Below are 17,590 nucleotides of genomic sequence, written 5' to 3'. Positions count from 1 at the left end.
AATAAACGGAACTTTGCCAGATGACCGCCGATCTGGTCGGCGGTGCATCCAATCGAGTGGTCATGCCGGCAGTCGGGCCAAGGCCTCAAGCAATGTACGCCGTTGGGAGCGAGGATCCTTCGGCACCTCGATGCCGTGCGCTTCCATTTCGGCAGAACAGCGTAGCATCCAGGCCTTGATCTCATCCAGTTTGAAGCGGATCAGTTTTCCAACATGCAAAAATGGAATTCCGAGCGATTCCCGCATGTTTGGATGGGTGAGGATGTACATCGGCAGGTTCATGACCTCGGCAATCTCCTTGGCCGACATCAGATTTGGGTCTTTGGACAGCACGACATCACTGCCTTTTTCCCAAGTGGCCGAATGCATCGACTCCATCTCGAATGCCTGGATTTCCTCCACGAGATAGGTCACCCGCTTGGAGAGCTTCAAGTACCTCGGGCCTCGACCCTCGCTACGCCAGCGCTGTAGGGTTTTGGGACTGAGTCCCCAGCGCTCGGCCAACTCCTGTTCATTGATTGCGACTTTCTTCATCACGTGTCTCCTGTGGTTTTAGGGACACGCATTCAGGCGCTGGAGGACAACGAAGCCAAGTCGGAGCGCGTCCGGCATGCCCTCGCTAAAACGCGCTTTCCGTCGAATGGACGCCTACAAACCCTCAGACGCGAACTTGACGCTGCAATGCGGGTGGTAGAGCAAAGCCCGACAAATTGCAGTAAATGCCCGACAGAACGGTAGTCCTTCCGATTAAGGTCGTTTATGTGTAGAATCTCGGTTTCCGTGGCGGACTTGTTCCACCACCAGTATTAGACGCCCAACCCTTCTCGGTTGGGCGTTTCCATTTCTGCTTCCCGCACGACACGCCGTGTTCGCGCCCATCCTGCGTGTGCCATGGGTGTGCACGGCCTGGGCCACTGGGCAGCCGGTTCGACTCTCTTTTGCCCTCTGTTCTCTCAAAATCCCCACCAACTCTTTCGCGGTGGCACGCGCACTTTGCGTTGTTCGTCAAACACTTATGCGCGTGCCATCGGGAGTGGTTTGCTTGCGTGTTTGCACGAGCAGAATTGTCGTGCATCAAACCGCAAGGTGGCGAGGCCAACCCCAGAGTCACCCCTTGGGTGGAAACGGATCGTCGCCGTAGCTGTTGCGCTCACGGATCTGCCCGTCTCGTCCCTGGATGAGCAACTCACTCTGTTGGTTGACGGCGATGCCCCTCGCGCGGCCAATCGCCTCTCGCTGCGTATCATGGATCGATGTGATGCGTTCGTTACCTTGTCCGCGAACACCCCACTGATCACCGCCATTGATGGGTACAACCCATTGGTTCTTTCCGGTCATGTCAAATACTCCAAGAGATGAAAAAAGTACAGGCTCTGGAAATCAGCGCGAGCCTGGGCGCATCGCGTATTGGGCTTATGTCATAAATCTCCTTTCTTGATGTCTGGTTTCATGGGGCCGTGCCGATCACGCCAACGCACCTGCTGCGCACGGCATCGAGTACAGCCCTGAACGTTGCTGCGTGACCACGAGCGCACCGTAGGCCGCGTGCTGCGCCTCGGGCTCTGGCTTGCCCTTGTCCTTCTGTTTGATCTTGAACAAATCGCTCGGCTTGGCGCTATCCAGACCCGCTCGTTGCATGATCCGTTCCGCCGTCGTGGCTCCCCCTTTGAACGACCACAGCGCTGCGAACACCTTGGCCTGACCGTCGGTGAATCGGATCGCAGTGCCATTTCCATCCGGCAGCGTTGCCCATTTGAAGTCCGCCGAGAACGGCCCGTTCACCGGCGTGGCTGGATCATCAACTACTGGTTTCGTGGATGGTGATGCACTGCCGATAAACGAGATCCCGCCACCGTAGAACGTGAAACGTTCCTCCAGCGCCAGCCACTCCACGCCAATCCCGAATGGCGATCCACGCGTGGTGCGTGGCCTTGGTGAAATCACGCGGATGTCGCCACTGGGCACCCGCACCCGATCCAGCAGTGCGGGCTCTTGCCATACCCGCGTCAGGTCGCGGGCCAACAGCACGGGCGAACGGCGAGCATCGCCAAGCCGCCATACCCCGTCGCCCAGATCATCGATGCCGTCGCGACTCTCGATCCCGAGCGCGAGACGCATTTTCTGCCGCAGCCAATCTTCGTCCAGGGTCAGTGCCGCGACGTCGTCGGTCTCGACGGTGACCGGCCCGCAATCCGGGCAACGGCACACTCGCTCGCCATGACCGTCGCCCCAAACCTGCGCCCGATGCTGCTGGCAGTGGGGACAGAGCACGAATTGCGGATCCAGCGTTGTTGGTTTGATCGCCTTGCCGAGAATGGACAATGCGGCCACCTCACGCGGCGACAGCGTCGCACGCAGCACAGGTGTGCCGCCGGTGAACAGTCGGCAGACCAGGGCCCAGGCATCGTGCCCCGTCATCGATCAGTCCTCCAGCACCGGCGACGAATTCATCGCATCCGTTTCCGAAGGAGGCTCCTGAACGCTCAAGGTCTGGCCCTTCTGCAAGATGCCCACCGCGACCAGATAGCCCTCCAGTTGCGCCTGCATCTTGGCGTCGAACTTATGCAGGTTCAGGCGCCCCTTGCTTGTCACTTCGATGGTGACCACCTTGGGACGTGTCCTTCCTGGTTCGGGCGGGTAGTACAGATTGACCTGTGCCGCCGTCACTGTCCACTGGCCTTCCAGCGGGCCGGGCAGCTTCTCCTTCAACAGTTCATGTACGGAGCGTTGCTGGCTGGACTGCATCGCAGTGCAGTCGATCTTCAATGCGCTGTCCGGGCTGAGGAGTGTGAGTGCCTTGAGTTGCACCATCGAGAACCCATCTTCGAACGCTTCCTGCACGTCGAAGCCGGTGCGCAGCATCGATAAATCCAAGGTCGGCGACTTGATCCGGTGTGCGTTTGCTTTGACGCCAAGCACATGCTCGGCGAAGGCCTCGACCAGCATCTGCTGGTATTTTGCACCGCCCCGCACCAGAGTCCGCACCACGCCGGTGGCCTTGGCGTACTCAAGCACCATGTGAATATTGGGATTGCCGACGCGGCGCTTCAGGGTCGAGCCCTCGAACTCCAACCTCAGCATGGCCATGTCCTTAATGTGGACGGACAGTAGGAACACGCCAGGACTGCGCTCGATCAAGTGCGCCTCGCTGCCGTCACCACATTGCAGTTCGCGCTTGTAGAAGGCCGAGATTGCCTGGCGAAGAGCAACCAGCGCGCTGTCCGCTGTGTTCGGCTGACGTTTCAGGCCCAAGTCGTATTGCTGGGTCTGAGGCCCGTGGTTTTCCCAGAAGCTAAAATCGTAGGCACGGTCGAACAGTGCCGGATGGTGGACGTAAAGCCAGAACGAGCGGTGAATGTCGCTTTGGCACAGCGTAAGTCCCACCAGCGCGGCACCGTCTGCTACAACGGCTTCGAACATCGCCTGCTTGCCCGCCGCATCGCCCAACTGGACGCTGGCTAGGAGGTTGGCAGTCATCCGGTCGCGGGCGTCGGTGTCGGGCCAAATTTTGACCGCCTCGACCAAGATCTGACTCGTCTCGGGCGTATCGTCCCATGCAAAACCGTCAGGCACTGGCAGGCCGTGGGAGGTCAGGAAGTCGCGTAGCGTGGTGTCCACCGGCAGCTCGAGCATCACGTCGACAAAGGTCTTCTTCATCTTGTTTATCCTTTCTGGATCGGCGTCGGAGGTCTGCGACCGATGTTCGGAATGCACTCGCCAGCGACATGGTTACTGAACACGTACCTCACATAAGTAAAGCAGCGAGATACAAGCGCGATTCTGAACCGCAGATTTCCGCTTGTCAATCAAATAAGCACATCTAGACCTTTTATGTATCACGTGGCTATACTATCGGCCTTGCTTTCATTCACTGATGGTCTTTCCACTAGAGGAGCACCGCCATGGCTTCGGCGTTAGGAGTACGCCTGCGGCGTTTGCGCGAGGCAAAGAAATTGACTCTGCAGCAGGTCGCCGACGCGGCCGGATGTACCAAGGCGTACATCTGGGAACTGGAAATGAAGGACGGCCAACGCCCGTCCGCCGAACGGGTTCAGGCACTGGCCAAGGTGCTGGGCGTGACGATGGAGGACATCATGGGGGAGCCTATCCAGAAGGTTCCCGAAGCCAGCCTTGAGGATGTGGCCTTCTTCCGCGAGTACGCTGGGATGACAGAAGAAGAGAAGAGGCACTACCAAGACGTTCTCAAGATGATGTTTTCGCGCAAGAGCGGAGACTGAGGATTGAGCGAAGCGCAGGCACTGACGGGTTCCATTGCCTCCAGCCACGTCATCAAGTGGTTGCGGGCGTGGTACAGCGAGGGCATGCCCGACGCCATCGATTTGGAAATTGTCCGCCAGATGTTGCCGTCCACACCTTATGGGGCGGGTGTTCGGGAGATCAAGCCGCCGGTCGAAATCATTGGCGACGCGTTCGAAGGAGTGCTGGCCCGCGATCCTGATGACCACGCAGTTTGGGGTATTGCCTACAACGGGAAGGCTCGACGTGAGCGGCAACGCTTCACTATTGCCCATGAATTGGGCCACTTTATCTTGCATCGCAGTCAGAAGCAGAGTTTCAACTGCGACAGCCAGAGCGTTCACACCGGCATCGATGGCCTTCGCCAGATTGAGCGCGAAGCTGACGAGTTCGCCGGCAACCTGCTGATGCCTGGCGATCTGCTGCGCGAGTGGATATCGAATCAGCGCATTGATCTACATGTCCTCAGTGCGATCGCCAAGCGTTTCCAGGTCTCGTTCGAGGCGTTGTGCATCCGCTTTATCAAGTTCACCACGCAGCGTGCGATCCTCGTCTATTGGGACAATGGCTTCGTGAAGTACGAATGGCGCAGCAGCAGTGCCGTCAGGACGCGGGCGCGCATCCGGCGCAATGGTGATCCACAGGAGCCATTGCCGGGCACGCTGGCAGCTGATACCAGTGTCGAGCAAGAATGGGATGGCACGGAAATGTCAGCCGCGATCTGGTGCCCGGAAGAGGCAGCACACATGAAGCTATGGGAGTTCAAGCACAGTTACGGCGCACGTGATCGAATCCTCACGCTACTCCTGCTCGAAAACGCCGAGCCACGGTCATGGGACCGATCGTGGCGAGACGAGGAAAGTTTCGACAGCTTTGATCAGTTCGTCTCGAACGGCCAGTTGCCGGTTCGGTAAAACGTGGCCGATTGATGACATGACGACGCTACCCACAGACGGCACACTGCAGACGCTGCAGCATGACGTTCAGCGATTGTTGGGCCGCTGCCTGCTTCGGCTGCAACAATATGAGCGTCTGATCAAGGCCATCGTGGCGCACCATGAAATCGCAGGGCCTGCCCATGCTCTGGAGTCGATCCGTGCTGCGCGCATCGCCGACACAGCCAGCAAAACGCTTGGCACACTGGTTGGCCAACTTATCGGATCGTATGTCGTCACCGATGAAGGTGATACTCGTGCCGATGTCTCGGTCAATGCGCCCGAGGACGTCATTTCGTTCGGGATGCGGATGCATCTGAGCATCTCCGCCGAAGATTATGTGCGGACAGAGAACGATCTGAAGGAACTGGTATTGCTGCGAAATAACCTGGTGCACCACTTCATCGATCAGCACGACCTTTGGAGTCAGGACGGATGCCGTGGAGCGCACGACGCATTAATTGCTGCCTACAGCCGCATCGACCAGCACTTTGAGCAACTTCGTGGCTGGGCGGAGCACATGGATCAGGCGCGACAGTTGGCGGCTGAGTTCGTCCAGTCAGACGTATTTCACGATCTTGTGGTTAATGGCATCGCCCCGGATGGCTCAGTAGATTGGCCTGCTTCCGGCATTGTGCGAGCGCTTCGGGAAGCTGCGGGTGAATTAGCTGTTGAGGGATGGACCCCAGTCGCCATGGCTGGAAGGTGGATTGTCGAGCGCCACCCCGAACAACTTCCCGCAAAGTATGGATGCAGCAGTTGGCGGCAGGTGGTGCACGAGTCTCGTTTTTTTGATCTTCGGTACCGCGAAGTAGATGGTCAGCGTGCTGCCTGGTATCGATCCAAGAAGGCGTAGCCAAGGACCTGCGCGCTTGTTCGCGATTCCCAGGCGCATTGATTCCGCGCACTCCCGCTAAAACGCGTTACTCGGAGTGGCACTCGTACATAGCATGAGCAGCGTTACCTTATGGAACGCTCACCATCATGCACGACATCGAACTCATCTCCATCGACAGGGGCACCCCAAGCCCCCGACACGCGCGCGAAGAAATCGCCGACTTGCTCTCTGCCGCATTGCTGCGACTGCGCACCAGAAATTCAGCGTCAGACGATCCAGATAAATCTGGCCATAGAGAGCCGGTTTGCCTTGGCTTCTCCCACCCACAGCGCGTGAATGCGAACCCCAATCAGCAAGAAGGAGTTCGCCCATGACGACACACGCAACCCTGCCCGATACAGCAACAGTCTCGGCTCGCATTGCTCAACTTCCCCTGTTGCCTATGGACAGCATCTGGGCAATGTGGGACGAGCACTTTGATCAGCGACCGAATCACCATCACCGTACCTGGCTGGAGAGCCGACTGGCTTACAAACTTCAGGAGCGGGCTTTCGGCGGTCTCAAGGTACCGGTACGGCGCAAACTGGAGAGCATCGGCGAGACCGGAGTGATGCCCAAGAATCTTCAACGCGAAGCCGATCGCCTCCTGCCGGGCACCATCCTGACGCGCATCTATGATGATGTCGAACACCATGTTCTGGTGCGCGGTGTGCGCGACTTCGAATACCGGGGGCAGCGTTTCACGAGCCTGACGGCGCTGGCCAAGGTGATCACCGGATGCCCATGGTCAGGTCCGCTGTTTTTCGGACTCAAGGCGCGCAGTAAGCAGGAGGCCCCATGAGAGCGAACCGCACCATGGCAGCGCCTTCGCAGCCTATCGTCCCCAAAAAACGCTGCGCCATCTATACGCGCAAGTCCACCGACGAGGGACTGGACCAGGAGTACAACAGCCTGGAAGCGCAGCGAGATGCCGGCTTGGCATTTGTCGCCAGCCAACGCCACGAAGGCTGGGTTGCTGTTGGTGATGGCTACGACGACGGCGGCTACTCCGGCGGCAACTTGGATCGTCCCGGCCTCAAACGCCTCATGGCCGATATCGAGGCCGGCGAGGTCGATATTGTCGTGGTGTACAAAATCGATCGCTTAACTCGAGCCTTGTCAGACTTTGCCAAACTGGTCGACGTGTTCGACCGCAACGGGGTGTCGTTCGTCTCTGTCACCCAGCAGTTCAATACCACCACCTCCATGGGGCGGCTCACACTCAACATCCTGCTGTCCTTCGCGCAGTTCGAGCGCGAGGTCACCGGCGAGCGTATCCGCGACAAGATCGCCGCGAGCAAGGCCAGAGGCATGTGGATGGGCGGTATGCCACCACTCGGCTACGACGTCGTCGAGCGAAAGCTGATCGTCAATACCGCCGAAGCCGAGCTGGTGCGCGGCATCTTCTGCCGATATGCCGAGCATGGTTCGGCGGCACAGCTTGTGCGCGAACTTGCCATCGAGGGCCAGACCACGAAATCCTGGGTTACGCAGGGTGGTCTGCATCGCCCTGGCCGACCGATCGATCAGCAATACTTGTTCGCCATGCTGCGCAACCGCATCTACCTTGGCGAGATGGTGCACAAGGGCGAGAGTTATCCGGGGCAGCACCAAGCGATCGTTTCTCCAGAAATCTGGAATGCAGCCCACGCTTTCATCGAACGGCGGAAGCAGGGCCCGCGCGAGCATCGCACCGAACACCCGGCATTGCTGGCGGGTCTGTTGTTTGCACCCGATGGGCAGCGCATGATTCACCATTTCACCAAGAAGAAAAACGGACGCCTCTATCTCTATTACGTGCCCTACCTGCACAAGCGGAGAAATGCCGGAGCCACCCTGCAGCCAGGGGCTATAGATGTGGGTGCGCTGCCCGCAGCCGAGATCGAGGCTGCTGTTCTGGAGCAGATTCACTTGGCCCTGCGCTCACCAGAGATTTTGGTGGCCACATGGCGTTCCTGCCAGAGGCATGCTGCGGGCGCCAATCTCGATGAGGCGCATGTGGTGATTGCCATGCAACGCATCGGCGCTGTGTGGGAACAGCTTTTCCCGATCGAGCAGCAACGCATCACCCAACTGCTGATCGAGCGCATCCAACTGCATGGGCAAGGACTGGACATCCTATGGCGCGAAGATGGTTGGCTCGGCCTGGGGACTGACATTGCCTCACACCCATTGGTCGAGGAGATGAAGGAATCCACGGAGGAGGCGTTCGCATGAGACAAAAAGCCAAACTGGCCATGAAGGCCGACAATCCCCGGCTGCGGATGGTTCGTATCGACATCGTCGGCGATGCCCGCAACTACACTACCGGCCAACAGCGGGTAACGGTAGTGCCGCTCACCATCCGCCGCAAGCAGAATCGCAAGGTCATGATTCCGCCGGCCGGTGATGACTCTGTGCTGGGTGCCGGTGGCCACGATCTGCCGATGATCAGGATGTTGGGCAAAGCTTTCTACTGGCAGCGCCTGCTCGATGAGGGGCGCTATCCCACCGCGAATGACTTGGCCCGCTCGTTGAAGCTTGAGCCTGGTTGGGTGGCAGAAGTATTGCGCTTGACGACTCTGGCGCCGGACATCATCGAATCGGTTCTCGATGGGCGCCAGCCCCGTGACCTGAACCTTCATACCTTGCGCGGTAGGCGTGACCAGCTGCCACGTGACTGGGGTGAGCAACGCAAAGCGCTGGGGTTCGCGAACTGAACCACTGACGCCAATAAATCTGCCACGACGGCGAGCCCTGTGCTCGCCGTTTCTGCTTCTGCGATCCCGGCAATGGCGAACCAGAAGTTTCCTCGTGGTTCGCCATTCCGTCCCTCTTATGTTCGCCACCGAAATTTTCCAATGACACCTGTTCCTCAACAACGTCATTGGAGGTTTATATGCCGACACCGGCAAGCAACATCCCTCGGTCGCCCCATCCGGCGATCAACAGCCTGGCACCTGGCGATCGCCGGGTCCTGAACGAAAACGAGCTCGCACAACGTTGGGGTCTCAGCCCCAAAACTTTGCAGCGCTGGCGCAGCGAAGGTCGCGGACCTCGCTACCTCAAGTTGTCGAAAAGAGTCAGCTATCCCCTCGAAGCCGTCATCGACTTCGAATATAGCGCGCTGCACGACTCGACCTCCGAGCGCGTGGCGAAGTCAGGAGGGCAAGCATGATGACCTCCCACACTTCACCTGTCGACATCGAGCAGGCCATGCCGTTGGCCGAAATGAGCGTTGCTCAGATCGCCGCGCTGCCGCCAGCACAGCTGCAAGAGGCACACACCAATCTGCTGACCTTGCAGTCCTTGGTCAAGGGCGTGCTCGATCGCTTCCATGCTGCGCTCGACCAGCGTTATGCCGAGCAGGCCGTGGCAGTCAGGCAGGCATCCGGTAAGGACTTCGGCGTCTGCCATCTCTCTGATGGGCCGCTGCGCATCACGGTCGACGTTCCCAAAAAGGTCGTCTGGGATCAGCCGCAACTGGCCGAGATCGCACAGCGCATCGCCGCTGCCGGCGACAAGGTCGGCGACTACATCGACACCGACTACTCGATTTCCGAGACCCGCTTCAACGCTTGGCCCGCGCCCCTCAAGGAGACGTTCGCCAAGGCCCGCACCGTAAAACCCGGCAAAACCAGCTACCGAATTGCCCTCGTCCAGGAGCATCACGAATGAAAAGCCCAACCCTGCATCAATCCCTGCAAGCCAAGCTCGGCGCCTATACCGGCGAACACCTGACCACCGCGATCCGTTATCAGGACCGCTACGGCAATCTGGTGGAGAAGCCCCTGCTCGACGCCACCCTGGATGAAGTGGCCTTCGCCATCCAGACCCTCAATGCCGAGAGCGCGAGCATCCACCGTCGCCGCAGCGCGCTCGACAGCCTCTACACCCTGGCCCGTGAGAATGGCTGCATCGGCTCGGACACGGTGGGCGTAATCGCGGTGGAGGTGACGAAATGAACCAGATCGTCGCCTTCGACTTCGAGTCGCATGACGTGCGTGTCGTCTTCGGCCAGGACGGCGAGCCCATGTTCGTTGCCGCAGATCTGTTGTCCACCCTGAACCTCGATCGCAAGGCACTGGAGCGTCTGGACGACGACGAAAAGGGGGTGAGTTCAATTCACACCCCAGGCGGGCAGCAGGAGATGACCGTGGTCAACGAGTCCGGTCTCTTCAACCTGGTGCTCGGCAGCCGTAAGCCCGAAGCCAAGCGCTTCAAGCGCTGGGTGACCCACGAGGTACTGCCCTCGATCCGCAAGACCGGTTCCTATGCGGCGCCCGGCTCCGTGGCTGCACTGCCAGCGCCGACCCAGGATCGCGTCACCGCCATCCTGATGATCGGCGAGGCGGTGGCCAAGGTGCCCGGCGTCAAGCAGGGCATCGCCATGGCGGCAACGCTCACCTGCATCCAGGAGAACACGGGATTGTCGGTGGAGACGATGCGTCGGGCGCTGCCCGCCTGCAACGATCCTCTGGCAGCGGTGAACCCGACAAAGCTCGGTGAGCAAATCGGTCTGTCGGCCAGGGCGGTCAACCTCCGGCTGGCGGCTCTGGGATTCCAGAATCGCAACGACCGTGACGAGTGGGAAATGACCGATGCCGGACAGGCATGGGGCGAAGCGTTGCCGTACTCCCGCAATGGGCACTCCGGCTACCAGATCCTCTGGCGGCCTGAAGTCGCCGATCTGCTCAAGGAGGTCGCGTGATGTCGCTGCCCATCATTTCTGCCGATGAACGGAAGCGCGAGCGGCATAGCGCCAAGGTCGGCCTGGTCGGTTTCCCTGGTGTCGGCAAGACTACCCAACTCAAGACCCTGCCGGCCGATTCCACGCTGTTCGTCGATCTCGAAGCTGGTGATCTCTCGGTGCGCGACTGGCCGGGTGACACCGTGCGGCCGCGCGCTTGGCAAGAGTTCCGCGATCTCGTGGTGTTCCTCGCCGGCCCGATGCCGACCGCCACCGCCGAACAGGCGTTCTCGCAGGCCCACTTCGAGCATGTCTGCACCCGGTATGGCGACCCGGCACAGCTAGCCAAATACGACACCTACTTCGTCGACAGCCTGACCGTGCTCTCGCGCCTGTGCTTCGCCTGGTGCAAGACCCAGCCGCAGGCCTTCAGCGAGAAGACCGGCAAACCGGATAGTCGGGGCGCTTACGGCCTGCTGGGCCAGGAAATGATCACGGCGCTCACGCACCTGCAACACGTCCGGGACAAGCACGTCATCTACGTCGCCATCCTCGAGGAGAAGACCGATGACTTCAACCGGCGCTACTACCAGCTGCAGCTGGAAGGCAGCAAGACCGCACTGGAGCTGCCTGGCGTCCTTGATGAGGTCGTGACCCTGGCCATCCTCAAGGCCGACGACGGCACGACCTACCGGGGTTTTGTCACCCGCGCCGACAACACCTTCGGCTACCCGAGCAAGGACCGCAGTGGCCGCCTCGACGCTATCGAGGAGCCGGATCTCGGCAAGCTCATCCAGAAATGCCTCGGCACCCAGAGCAACTGAGGCCGCAGACCAATCCATCGCATTGACCCAATTCAAGGAGAAACACATGAACCAGAACACATGGCAGGACTTCAATGATGCAGAACAGCAACAAGGCTTCGATCTCATCCCCAAGGGGGCGCTCGTCAAGGTGCGCATGACGATCAAGCCGGGTGGCCACGATGATCCTGCCCAGGGTTGGACCGGTGGCTATGCCACCGAGAGCTTCGACACCGGCAGCGTCTACCTCGCCTGCGAGTTCGTCGTGTTGGAAGGCCCGTTTGCCAAACGCAAGCTGTGGTCGAACATCGGCCTGCAATCCCGAAAAGGTCCAGCCTGGGGTCAGATGGGCCGCAGCATGATTCGCGGCATCCTCAATTCCTCTCGCAATGTCTCACCTCAGGACAACTCACCCCAAGCCGCCACTGCCCGGCGCATCAACGGTTTCGCCGACCTGGATGGCATCGAGTTTCTGGCCCGCGTGGATGTCGAAAAGGACGCCAAGGGCGAGAACCGCAACGTGGTCAAGCTGGCCGTCGAACCCGATCACAAGGACTACGCGGCGCTGATGGGCATGGTGCCCAAGGTGCCGAGTGGCGGCAGTTCCGCTGCGCCAGCGCAGGCGAATCCGTCCCATGCGACTACTCAGCGTCCGGCTGCAACCGGCAAGCCGGCCTGGGCACAGTAGGAGCGTCGGCATGAACGGAAAACGTTGTGGCAATTGCCATCATCTCGATCCAACAAGTGCCAGCGACATTGGCGGCTTGCGTATCGCTCGTTGCCGCCATCCGAAGGGTGTGCGCATCGGCACGACTGCTATTCGGAACGACTATGTCGAGTTGGACGCGTTCTGCGCTGATCATGTCGTCCGTGCCCGGCGTGGATCGCAGTCGGGAGGTGGTCATGTATGAGCGGAAAGTGTTGGGTCTGCAAGCGACAGGCCAGGGGATTCGGTTATTCCGACAACCGGCATCGCATCGGCAACCCTCGGCGCTACCCCATCGACTGGGTGTTCTGTTCACGCCGCTGTCAGGATGTGTTTCACGCCCTGTATGGCAACTGGCTGCGCGTGAAGGATGGCGGAAAGCGCATCAAGGAGGTCGCCATGATCGACCCCTCTGACGTCGAATTGGCCGCGATGCGCAAGTGCCTCAAATCCTTCGGCGAGGCCGCCAGTGAGATTGGGTTTTCCAAACCGCTCGGCGACTACAGCGAAGCCGAGGCACTGCGCGTGATCGACGCCATCGTCACCTGCTACACCGATGCGATGGTCGAGCATCACGAGGAGACCAAGTTCCCGCCGGTACGTGGCATGGCGCCGACCCCTGACCCGATGGCGAACCCTTTCGCCGATCTGGAGGACGACTTGCCGTGGGAAGACGGGAAGGAGGCGAAGCAATGATGGACTTCAATTCCTCTTCCAGCATTTCTGGGCAGATCAACGCATTGGTCGACGCCGGAATGCAACGTCTGCGTTCCGCTGAGGTGCAGCGAGAGTACCTGGGTGCTTCGCGCCTCGGGGCGTCATGCGAACGTGCCCTGCAGTACGAGTTTGCCAAGGCGCCGGTCGATCATGGCCGTGACCATGATGGGCGCTTGTTACGCATCTTCGCGCGCGGCCACGTCATGGAGGACTGCATGGTCGAGTGGTTGCGGGCAGCTGGGTTCGATCTGCGCACACGTAAACCCAGTGGCGATCAGTTCGGCTTCTCGGCGGTCGGCGGACGCCTGCAGGGGCACATCGATGGCGTCATCGTCGATGGCCCCGAGGGCTTTGCTTACCCAGCACTCTGGGAGTGCAAGTGCCTCGGCTCGAAGTCCTGGCGTGACTTGGAGAAAAACCGGCTGGCCGTGGCCAAGCCGATCTACGCCGCGCAGGTAGCGATCTACCAGGCCTATATGGAGTTGTACGAACAGCCGGCAATCTTCACGGCGATCAATGCCGACACCATGGAGATCTACACCGAACTGGTGCCGTTCGATGCGGCGCTGGCCCAGCGCATGTCCGACCGCGCGCTGAAGGTGATTTCGGCCACCGATGCCGGCGAATTGCTGCCACGCGGCTTTCTCGACCCCGCCCACTTTGAGTGCCGGATGTGCGCATGGCAGGACCGGTGCTGGAGTAATACACCATGAACCCTTCATCCATCAACGATGTACTCGGCGAGCGCTTGGTTGATGCAAGCGAGGCCGCCCATTGCCTGAATCTGCCGATGTACTTACTCACTCATCCCAAGGAGCGTCAGCGGCTTGGCATACCGCATTACCGGGTCGGCAAGCTCGTGCGCTTTAAATTGCAGGAGCTGGAAGCTTGGATGCTGGCACAGGGGGGCGCGTCGAATGCTTGATTTCAACGATGCCCCTGCTGAGTTGCCACAGGACAGTGGGGTGACCCGTGAGTCGTTGCGAGCCGATCTCGTCGCTCGACTGGAATCGGTCTTGGCCACACTGTTCCCTGCGGGCAAGAAGCGCAAAGGGAAATTTCTCATCGGCGATGTGCTTGGCAGCCCCGGCGATAGCCTCGAGGTCGTTCTCGATGGAGAGAAGACCGGGCTGTGGACCGATCGTGCAACCGGTGATGGCGGTGACATTTTCGATCTCATCGCGGCCCACTTGGGAGCCAATGTGCAGACCGATTTTCCGCGTGTGCTTCAGCACGCGGCAGATCTGCTTGGGCAAGCACCGTCGACTCCATCCCGCAAGGCCAAGAAGGAGCCACCCGTCGATGAACTCGGTCCAGCTACGGCGAAATGGGACTACTTCGACGCGGCCGGCAATCTGATCGCGGTGGTCTACCGCTACGACCCGCCCGGTCGCAAGAAGGAATTTCGGCCGTGGGACGCCAAACGCCGAAAGATGGCTCCGCCCGAGCCTCGTCCCATCTACAACCAGCCGGGGATGAAGGATGCCGCGCAGGTCGTGCTGGTCGAGGGCGAGAAATGCGCCCAGGTGCTCATCGATGCGGGTGTCACTGCCACGACGGCGATGCACGGTGCGAATGCCCCGGTGGAGAAAACCGACTGGTCGCCATTGGCCGGCAAGTCCGTGCTGATCTGGCCTGACCGGGACAAGCCGGGCTGGGACTATGCGACGCAGGCAGCGCAGGCCATCTTGTCGGCGGGCGCGAAAACCTGCCACATTCTATATCCGCCAGAAGAGGCAGCCGATGGGTGGGATGCGGCCGACGCCATGGCCGAGGGGTTTGACGTTGCGGCATTTCTCGCTCATGGCCCGCGCCTGCAGATGCACGACATCACCGTTGATGCCGATCCTGTGGCCAGCAGCGACGAGTCGGTCTGGGGCACGGAGGATGCGCTGGCGCTGGCCTTCACCCGACGCTACCACCGCGACTGGCGCTACGTGGCGACCTGGGGCCGTTGGCTGGTCTGGGACGGTAACCGCTGGCGCACCGAGGACACACTGGCCGCCACTGATCTGATCCGCAGCGTTTGCCGGCATGCCGCCGTGCGTGCCGAGAATCCCAAAGTGGCGGCCAAGCTCGCCAGCGCGAGTACGGTCGGTGGCGTCGAGCGGCTATCACGCGCGGACCGCAGACATGCTGCCACCACCGAGGAGTGGGATGCCGACCCGTGGTTGCTCAACACCCCGGGGGGCGTGGTCGATCTCAAGACCGGCAGGCAGCGTCCACATGACCGTGCTGACCGGATGACGAAAATCACCACGGCCACGCCCGGGGGCGAGTGCCCGACCTGGCGTCAATTCCTCGACGAGGTCACGGGTGGTGACAAAGAGTTGCAGAGCTACTTGCAGCGAATGGTCGGTTATGCACTCACCGGCTCGACGCGAGAGCATGCGCTGTTTTTTCTGTACGGCACGGGCGCGAACGGCAAGTCGGTGTTCGTGAACACGCTGGCCACCATCCTCGGCGACTACGCGACCAACGCGCCGATGGATACCTTCATGGAAACGCGCACCGACCGGCATCCGACCGATATGGCGGGCCTGCGCGGCGCACGCTTCGTGGCAGCCATCGAAACTGAGCAGGGGCGACGCTGGGCCGAATCGAAGGTCAAGAACCTGACCGGGGGCGACAAGATCTCCGCGCGTTTTATGCGCCAGGACTTCTTCGAGTTTTTCCCGCAGTTCAAGTTGTTCGTGGCGGGCAACCACAAGCCGGCCATTCGCAACATTGACGAGGCGATGAAGCGGCGCCTGCATCTGATCCCGTTCACGATCACCGTGCCGCCCGATCGCCGCGACAAACATCTCCAGCAGAAATTGCTGGCCGAGCGTGACGGCATCCTGGCTTGGGCGGTGCAGGGCTGTCTCGACTGGCAACGTCTGGGACGGCTCGATCCTCCCCAGCGGGTGGTAGAGGCAACCGAGGAGTATTTCGAAGCCGAGGATGCACTGGGCCGCTGGCTGGAGGAGTGTTGCGTGCGCGAGCCCAACGCCAAGTCGCTGACTGCCGAACTGTTTACCGACTGGAAGCAATGGTCGGAAGCGGCGGGCGAATTCAGTGGGTCGCAGCGGCGCTTTTCCGATCTGCTCATCACACGCGGAGTTGAGAAATGGCGCAACAGCGTGGGTGTGCGGGGATTTCAGGGGATCGGCCTCAAGAACCCGCCCGCGCCCGCTTACACCCCTTACGCAGACAACTGACGCTCATGAAAAACCATCCGTCTGACGCAGCCGACGCTCTTTCACGTAACTCTCCACACGTGTGCGCGTGCGCGCCTCATGGAATGTTTCGACAAACCGTGTCGGCTGCGTCAGACCAAGAGCAAGAAAGGACTGAACACATGAACACGACGATCCTCGCCCTCGATTTGGGCACGAATACCGGGTGGGCACTGCACCACATGGATGGCAGCATCCTCAGCGGCACGCAATGCTTCAAGCCACAGCGCTTCGAGGGTGGCGGCATGCGTTTCCTCAGATTCAAGCACTGGCTCAACGAACTGCTGTCGGCCAGCCACTACATCAACGCGGTGTACTTCGAAGAGGTACGACGTCACGCGGGCGTAGATGCCGCGCACGCCTACGGCGGTTTCATGGGACACCTGACCGCGTGGTGCGAGCATCAGAACATTCCGTACCAGGGCGTGCCAGTCGGCACGATCAAGAAACACGCGACCGGCAAAGGCAATGCTGGCAAAGACGAGGTGATCGCAGCCGCACGGTCACGTGGTCACGCCCCCAAAGACGACAACGAAGCCGACGCCTTGGCATTGCTGCACTGGGCCATCGAGACGCAGGAGGTGTGACGTGAAGATCCCTGCACAGCAATACCGCTGTCCTCTCGGTCGCCTGCAACCGCAGACCACCGACCTGGAAACTATCAAACAGTTCGGCTGGCGCGACCAGCACATCCTCGTGGTGTCCGAGCAGGACGACCGTCTGGACTTCGTTGAGCGGGAGTTCGTGCGACGGATCGGCGAGCGCCTCTACGGAGGGAAACGTCATGGCTGAATGGACGATGGAGGATGTGGCAGCACGATTTTCTGATGCGGCAGAGACCGGACGGCGACTGCCTCGAGTCAGGATGCAGGGCTACTTCAATGTCTGGCCTGCCTTCGCTCGGGAGGTATGGGAGTCCTGCCCCGATGACGAGCACGTCTACCGCCCCTTGCCGCCCACCCCGCAGGCCATCGATCGAATGATGGAGACGATGCGCTGGGTGCAATGGCTCGAGGTTGAGCAGCGACACCTTGTCTGGATGCGGGCCAAGCAATACGAGTGGAAAGTCATCTGTCGTCGCTTCGGTTGCGAGCGAACAACGGCGTGGAGACGGTGGCAACGGGCCTTGCAGATCGTTGCCGAACGCCTCAACGAGCAGACTCATCGCGCGGTAGTGTTTTGACGTGAATTGGCGGGAATGAGTGTGCAAGAGCTGTAATCAACGGCAATCAGCGGTTTTTGACCGTGCAACATCTACCCCGCATTTTCGGTAGCATGACAGCTATGATCTGGCGAGCGGTGCGGGTGTGAAACTACATCGCTCTCAGTCAGAGGATTCGACGGGTCCTTCCTGGCCAAAAACCCATGCGGGGGGCGTGAGCCCGGCCTTTCGATAGCGTCAGGCCGT

The 17,590-nt window shown here is 60.4% G+C and carries 24 protein-coding genes; 20 read left to right on the top strand and 4 right to left on the bottom strand.

The window, feature by feature from the left end; translation table 11 throughout:
• Positions 1-60: 60 nt before the first annotated feature.
• The 4 genes from SKTS_RS18840 to SKTS_RS15795 all read right to left on the bottom strand — a co-directional run bounded on the left by SKTS_RS18840 (position 61) and on the right by SKTS_RS15795 (position 3,657).
• On the bottom strand, positions 61-534 hold the full coding sequence (locus SKTS_RS18840; RefSeq protein ID WP_198420380.1) for a helix-turn-helix transcriptional regulator: 474 nt from the start codon (positions 532-534) through the stop codon (positions 61-63).
• A 573-nt stretch (positions 535-1,107) separates the two neighbouring features.
• Positions 1,108-1,338 (bottom strand): DUF2188 domain-containing protein, encoded by a 231-nt coding sequence (locus tag SKTS_RS15805; RefSeq protein ID WP_173067196.1) that lies wholly within the window; start codon positions 1,336-1,338, stop codon positions 1,108-1,110.
• A 126-nt stretch (positions 1,339-1,464) separates the two neighbouring features.
• Positions 1,465-2,418 (bottom strand): hypothetical protein, encoded by a 954-nt coding sequence (locus SKTS_RS15800; RefSeq protein ID WP_173067193.1) that lies wholly within the window; start codon positions 2,416-2,418, stop codon positions 1,465-1,467.
• Positions 2,419-2,421: 3 nt separating this feature from the next.
• Entirely contained in the window at positions 2,422-3,657 is a 1,236-nt protein-coding gene (locus tag SKTS_RS15795; protein WP_173067190.1) for a hypothetical protein, read from the bottom strand.
• Between the two features lie 245 nt (positions 3,658-3,902).
• On the opposite strand from SKTS_RS15795, the gene SKTS_RS15790 reads away from it, so the two are divergent.
• The 20 genes from SKTS_RS15790 to SKTS_RS15695 all read left to right on the top strand — a co-directional run bounded on the left by SKTS_RS15790 (position 3,903) and on the right by SKTS_RS15695 (position 17,365).
• Positions 3,903-4,238 (top strand): helix-turn-helix domain-containing protein, encoded by a 336-nt coding sequence (locus tag SKTS_RS15790; RefSeq protein WP_173067187.1) that lies wholly within the window; start codon positions 3,903-3,905, stop codon positions 4,236-4,238.
• 3 nt (positions 4,239-4,241) lie between these two features.
• Positions 4,242-5,171, top strand: coding sequence for an ImmA/IrrE family metallo-endopeptidase (locus SKTS_RS15785; protein ID WP_198420379.1), 930 nt, complete (start codon positions 4,242-4,244; stop codon positions 5,169-5,171).
• 19 nt (positions 5,172-5,190) lie between these two features.
• Complete coding sequence (locus SKTS_RS15780) at positions 5,191-6,048, top strand: OST-HTH/LOTUS domain-containing protein (protein ID WP_244617369.1); 858 nt, start codon at positions 5,191-5,193, stop codon at positions 6,046-6,048.
• Positions 6,049-6,400: 352 nt separating this feature from the next.
• A complete protein-coding gene (locus tag SKTS_RS15775; RefSeq protein ID WP_173067184.1) occupies positions 6,401-6,871 on the top strand; it encodes a DUF2924 domain-containing protein in 471 nt (156 codons plus the stop codon).
• The gene (locus SKTS_RS15770; protein WP_173067181.1) at positions 6,868-8,286 is read left to right on the top strand and encodes a recombinase family protein; all 1,419 of its coding nucleotides are present in this window, start codon (positions 6,868-6,870) and stop codon (positions 8,284-8,286) included. Before SKTS_RS15775 ends, SKTS_RS15770 begins: the two co-directional genes overlap by 4 nt.
• The gene (locus SKTS_RS15765) at positions 8,283-8,768 is read left to right on the top strand and encodes a hypothetical protein (protein ID WP_198420378.1); all 486 of its coding nucleotides are present in this window, start codon (positions 8,283-8,285) and stop codon (positions 8,766-8,768) included. The genes SKTS_RS15770 and SKTS_RS15765 overlap by 4 nt, the downstream gene beginning before the upstream one ends.
• A 179-nt stretch (positions 8,769-8,947) precedes the next feature.
• Positions 8,948-9,226 (top strand): helix-turn-helix transcriptional regulator, encoded by a 279-nt coding sequence (locus SKTS_RS15760; RefSeq protein ID WP_173067179.1) that lies wholly within the window; start codon positions 8,948-8,950, stop codon positions 9,224-9,226.
• Positions 9,223-9,726, top strand: a complete 504-nt coding sequence (locus SKTS_RS15755; protein WP_244617368.1) for a hypothetical protein — start codon at positions 9,223-9,225, stop codon at positions 9,724-9,726. Before SKTS_RS15760 ends, SKTS_RS15755 begins: the two co-directional genes overlap by 4 nt.
• Positions 9,723-10,013 carry a hypothetical protein gene (locus SKTS_RS15750; RefSeq protein ID WP_173067176.1) on the top strand — a complete coding sequence of 97 codons (291 nt, stop codon included), beginning with the start codon at positions 9,723-9,725 and terminating at the stop codon, positions 10,011-10,013. The genes SKTS_RS15755 and SKTS_RS15750 overlap by 4 nt, the downstream gene beginning before the upstream one ends.
• Entirely contained in the window at positions 10,010-10,759 is a 750-nt protein-coding gene (locus tag SKTS_RS15745) for a BRO-N domain-containing protein (protein WP_173067173.1), read from the top strand. The genes SKTS_RS15750 and SKTS_RS15745 overlap by 4 nt, the downstream gene beginning before the upstream one ends.
• Positions 10,759-11,562, top strand: a complete 804-nt coding sequence (locus tag SKTS_RS15740; RefSeq protein ID WP_173067170.1) for an ATP-binding protein — start codon at positions 10,759-10,761, stop codon at positions 11,560-11,562. The genes SKTS_RS15745 and SKTS_RS15740 overlap by 1 nt, the downstream gene beginning before the upstream one ends.
• Positions 11,563-11,608: 46 nt before the next feature.
• The gene (locus tag SKTS_RS15735; RefSeq protein WP_173067167.1) at positions 11,609-12,229 is read left to right on the top strand and encodes a hypothetical protein; all 621 of its coding nucleotides are present in this window, start codon (positions 11,609-11,611) and stop codon (positions 12,227-12,229) included.
• A gap of 10 nt (positions 12,230-12,239) precedes the next feature.
• Complete coding sequence (locus SKTS_RS15730; protein WP_173067164.1) at positions 12,240-12,452, top strand: hypothetical protein; 213 nt, start codon at positions 12,240-12,242, stop codon at positions 12,450-12,452.
• Entirely contained in the window at positions 12,449-12,943 is a 495-nt protein-coding gene (locus SKTS_RS15725; RefSeq protein WP_173067161.1) for a DUF6511 domain-containing protein, read from the top strand. The genes SKTS_RS15730 and SKTS_RS15725 overlap by 4 nt, the downstream gene beginning before the upstream one ends.
• Positions 12,940-13,677: a PD-(D/E)XK nuclease family protein gene (locus SKTS_RS15720; protein WP_173067158.1), complete on the top strand. Its 738-nt coding sequence runs from the start codon at positions 12,940-12,942 to the stop codon at positions 13,675-13,677. The genes SKTS_RS15725 and SKTS_RS15720 overlap by 4 nt, the downstream gene beginning before the upstream one ends.
• Complete coding sequence (locus SKTS_RS15715) at positions 13,674-13,889, top strand: MerR family transcriptional regulator (protein WP_173067155.1); 216 nt, start codon at positions 13,674-13,676, stop codon at positions 13,887-13,889. Before SKTS_RS15720 ends, SKTS_RS15715 begins: the two co-directional genes overlap by 4 nt.
• Positions 13,882-16,164, top strand: a complete 2,283-nt coding sequence (locus tag SKTS_RS15710; protein ID WP_173067152.1) for a phage/plasmid primase, P4 family — start codon at positions 13,882-13,884, stop codon at positions 16,162-16,164. The genes SKTS_RS15715 and SKTS_RS15710 overlap by 8 nt, the downstream gene beginning before the upstream one ends.
• 140 nt (positions 16,165-16,304) lie before the next feature.
• Positions 16,305-16,769 carry a crossover junction endodeoxyribonuclease RuvC gene (locus tag SKTS_RS15705; protein ID WP_173067150.1) on the top strand — a complete coding sequence of 155 codons (465 nt, stop codon included), beginning with the start codon at positions 16,305-16,307 and terminating at the stop codon, positions 16,767-16,769.
• A 1-nt stretch (position 16,770) separates the two neighbouring features.
• Entirely contained in the window at positions 16,771-16,974 is a 204-nt protein-coding gene (locus tag SKTS_RS15700) for a hypothetical protein (protein ID WP_173067147.1), read from the top strand.
• The gene (locus tag SKTS_RS15695; RefSeq protein WP_173067144.1) at positions 16,967-17,365 is read left to right on the top strand and encodes a DUF6362 family protein; all 399 of its coding nucleotides are present in this window, start codon (positions 16,967-16,969) and stop codon (positions 17,363-17,365) included. Before SKTS_RS15700 ends, SKTS_RS15695 begins: the two co-directional genes overlap by 8 nt.
• Positions 17,366-17,590 lie beyond the last annotated feature (225 nt).

The organism is Sulfurimicrobium lacus, from assembly GCF_011764585.1.
Taxonomy (GTDB): domain Bacteria; phylum Pseudomonadota; class Gammaproteobacteria; order Burkholderiales; family Sulfuricellaceae; genus Sulfurimicrobium; species Sulfurimicrobium lacus.
The sequence above is the reverse complement of the archived record's forward strand: the minus strand, read 5'-3'. Positions and strand labels throughout refer to the sequence as shown.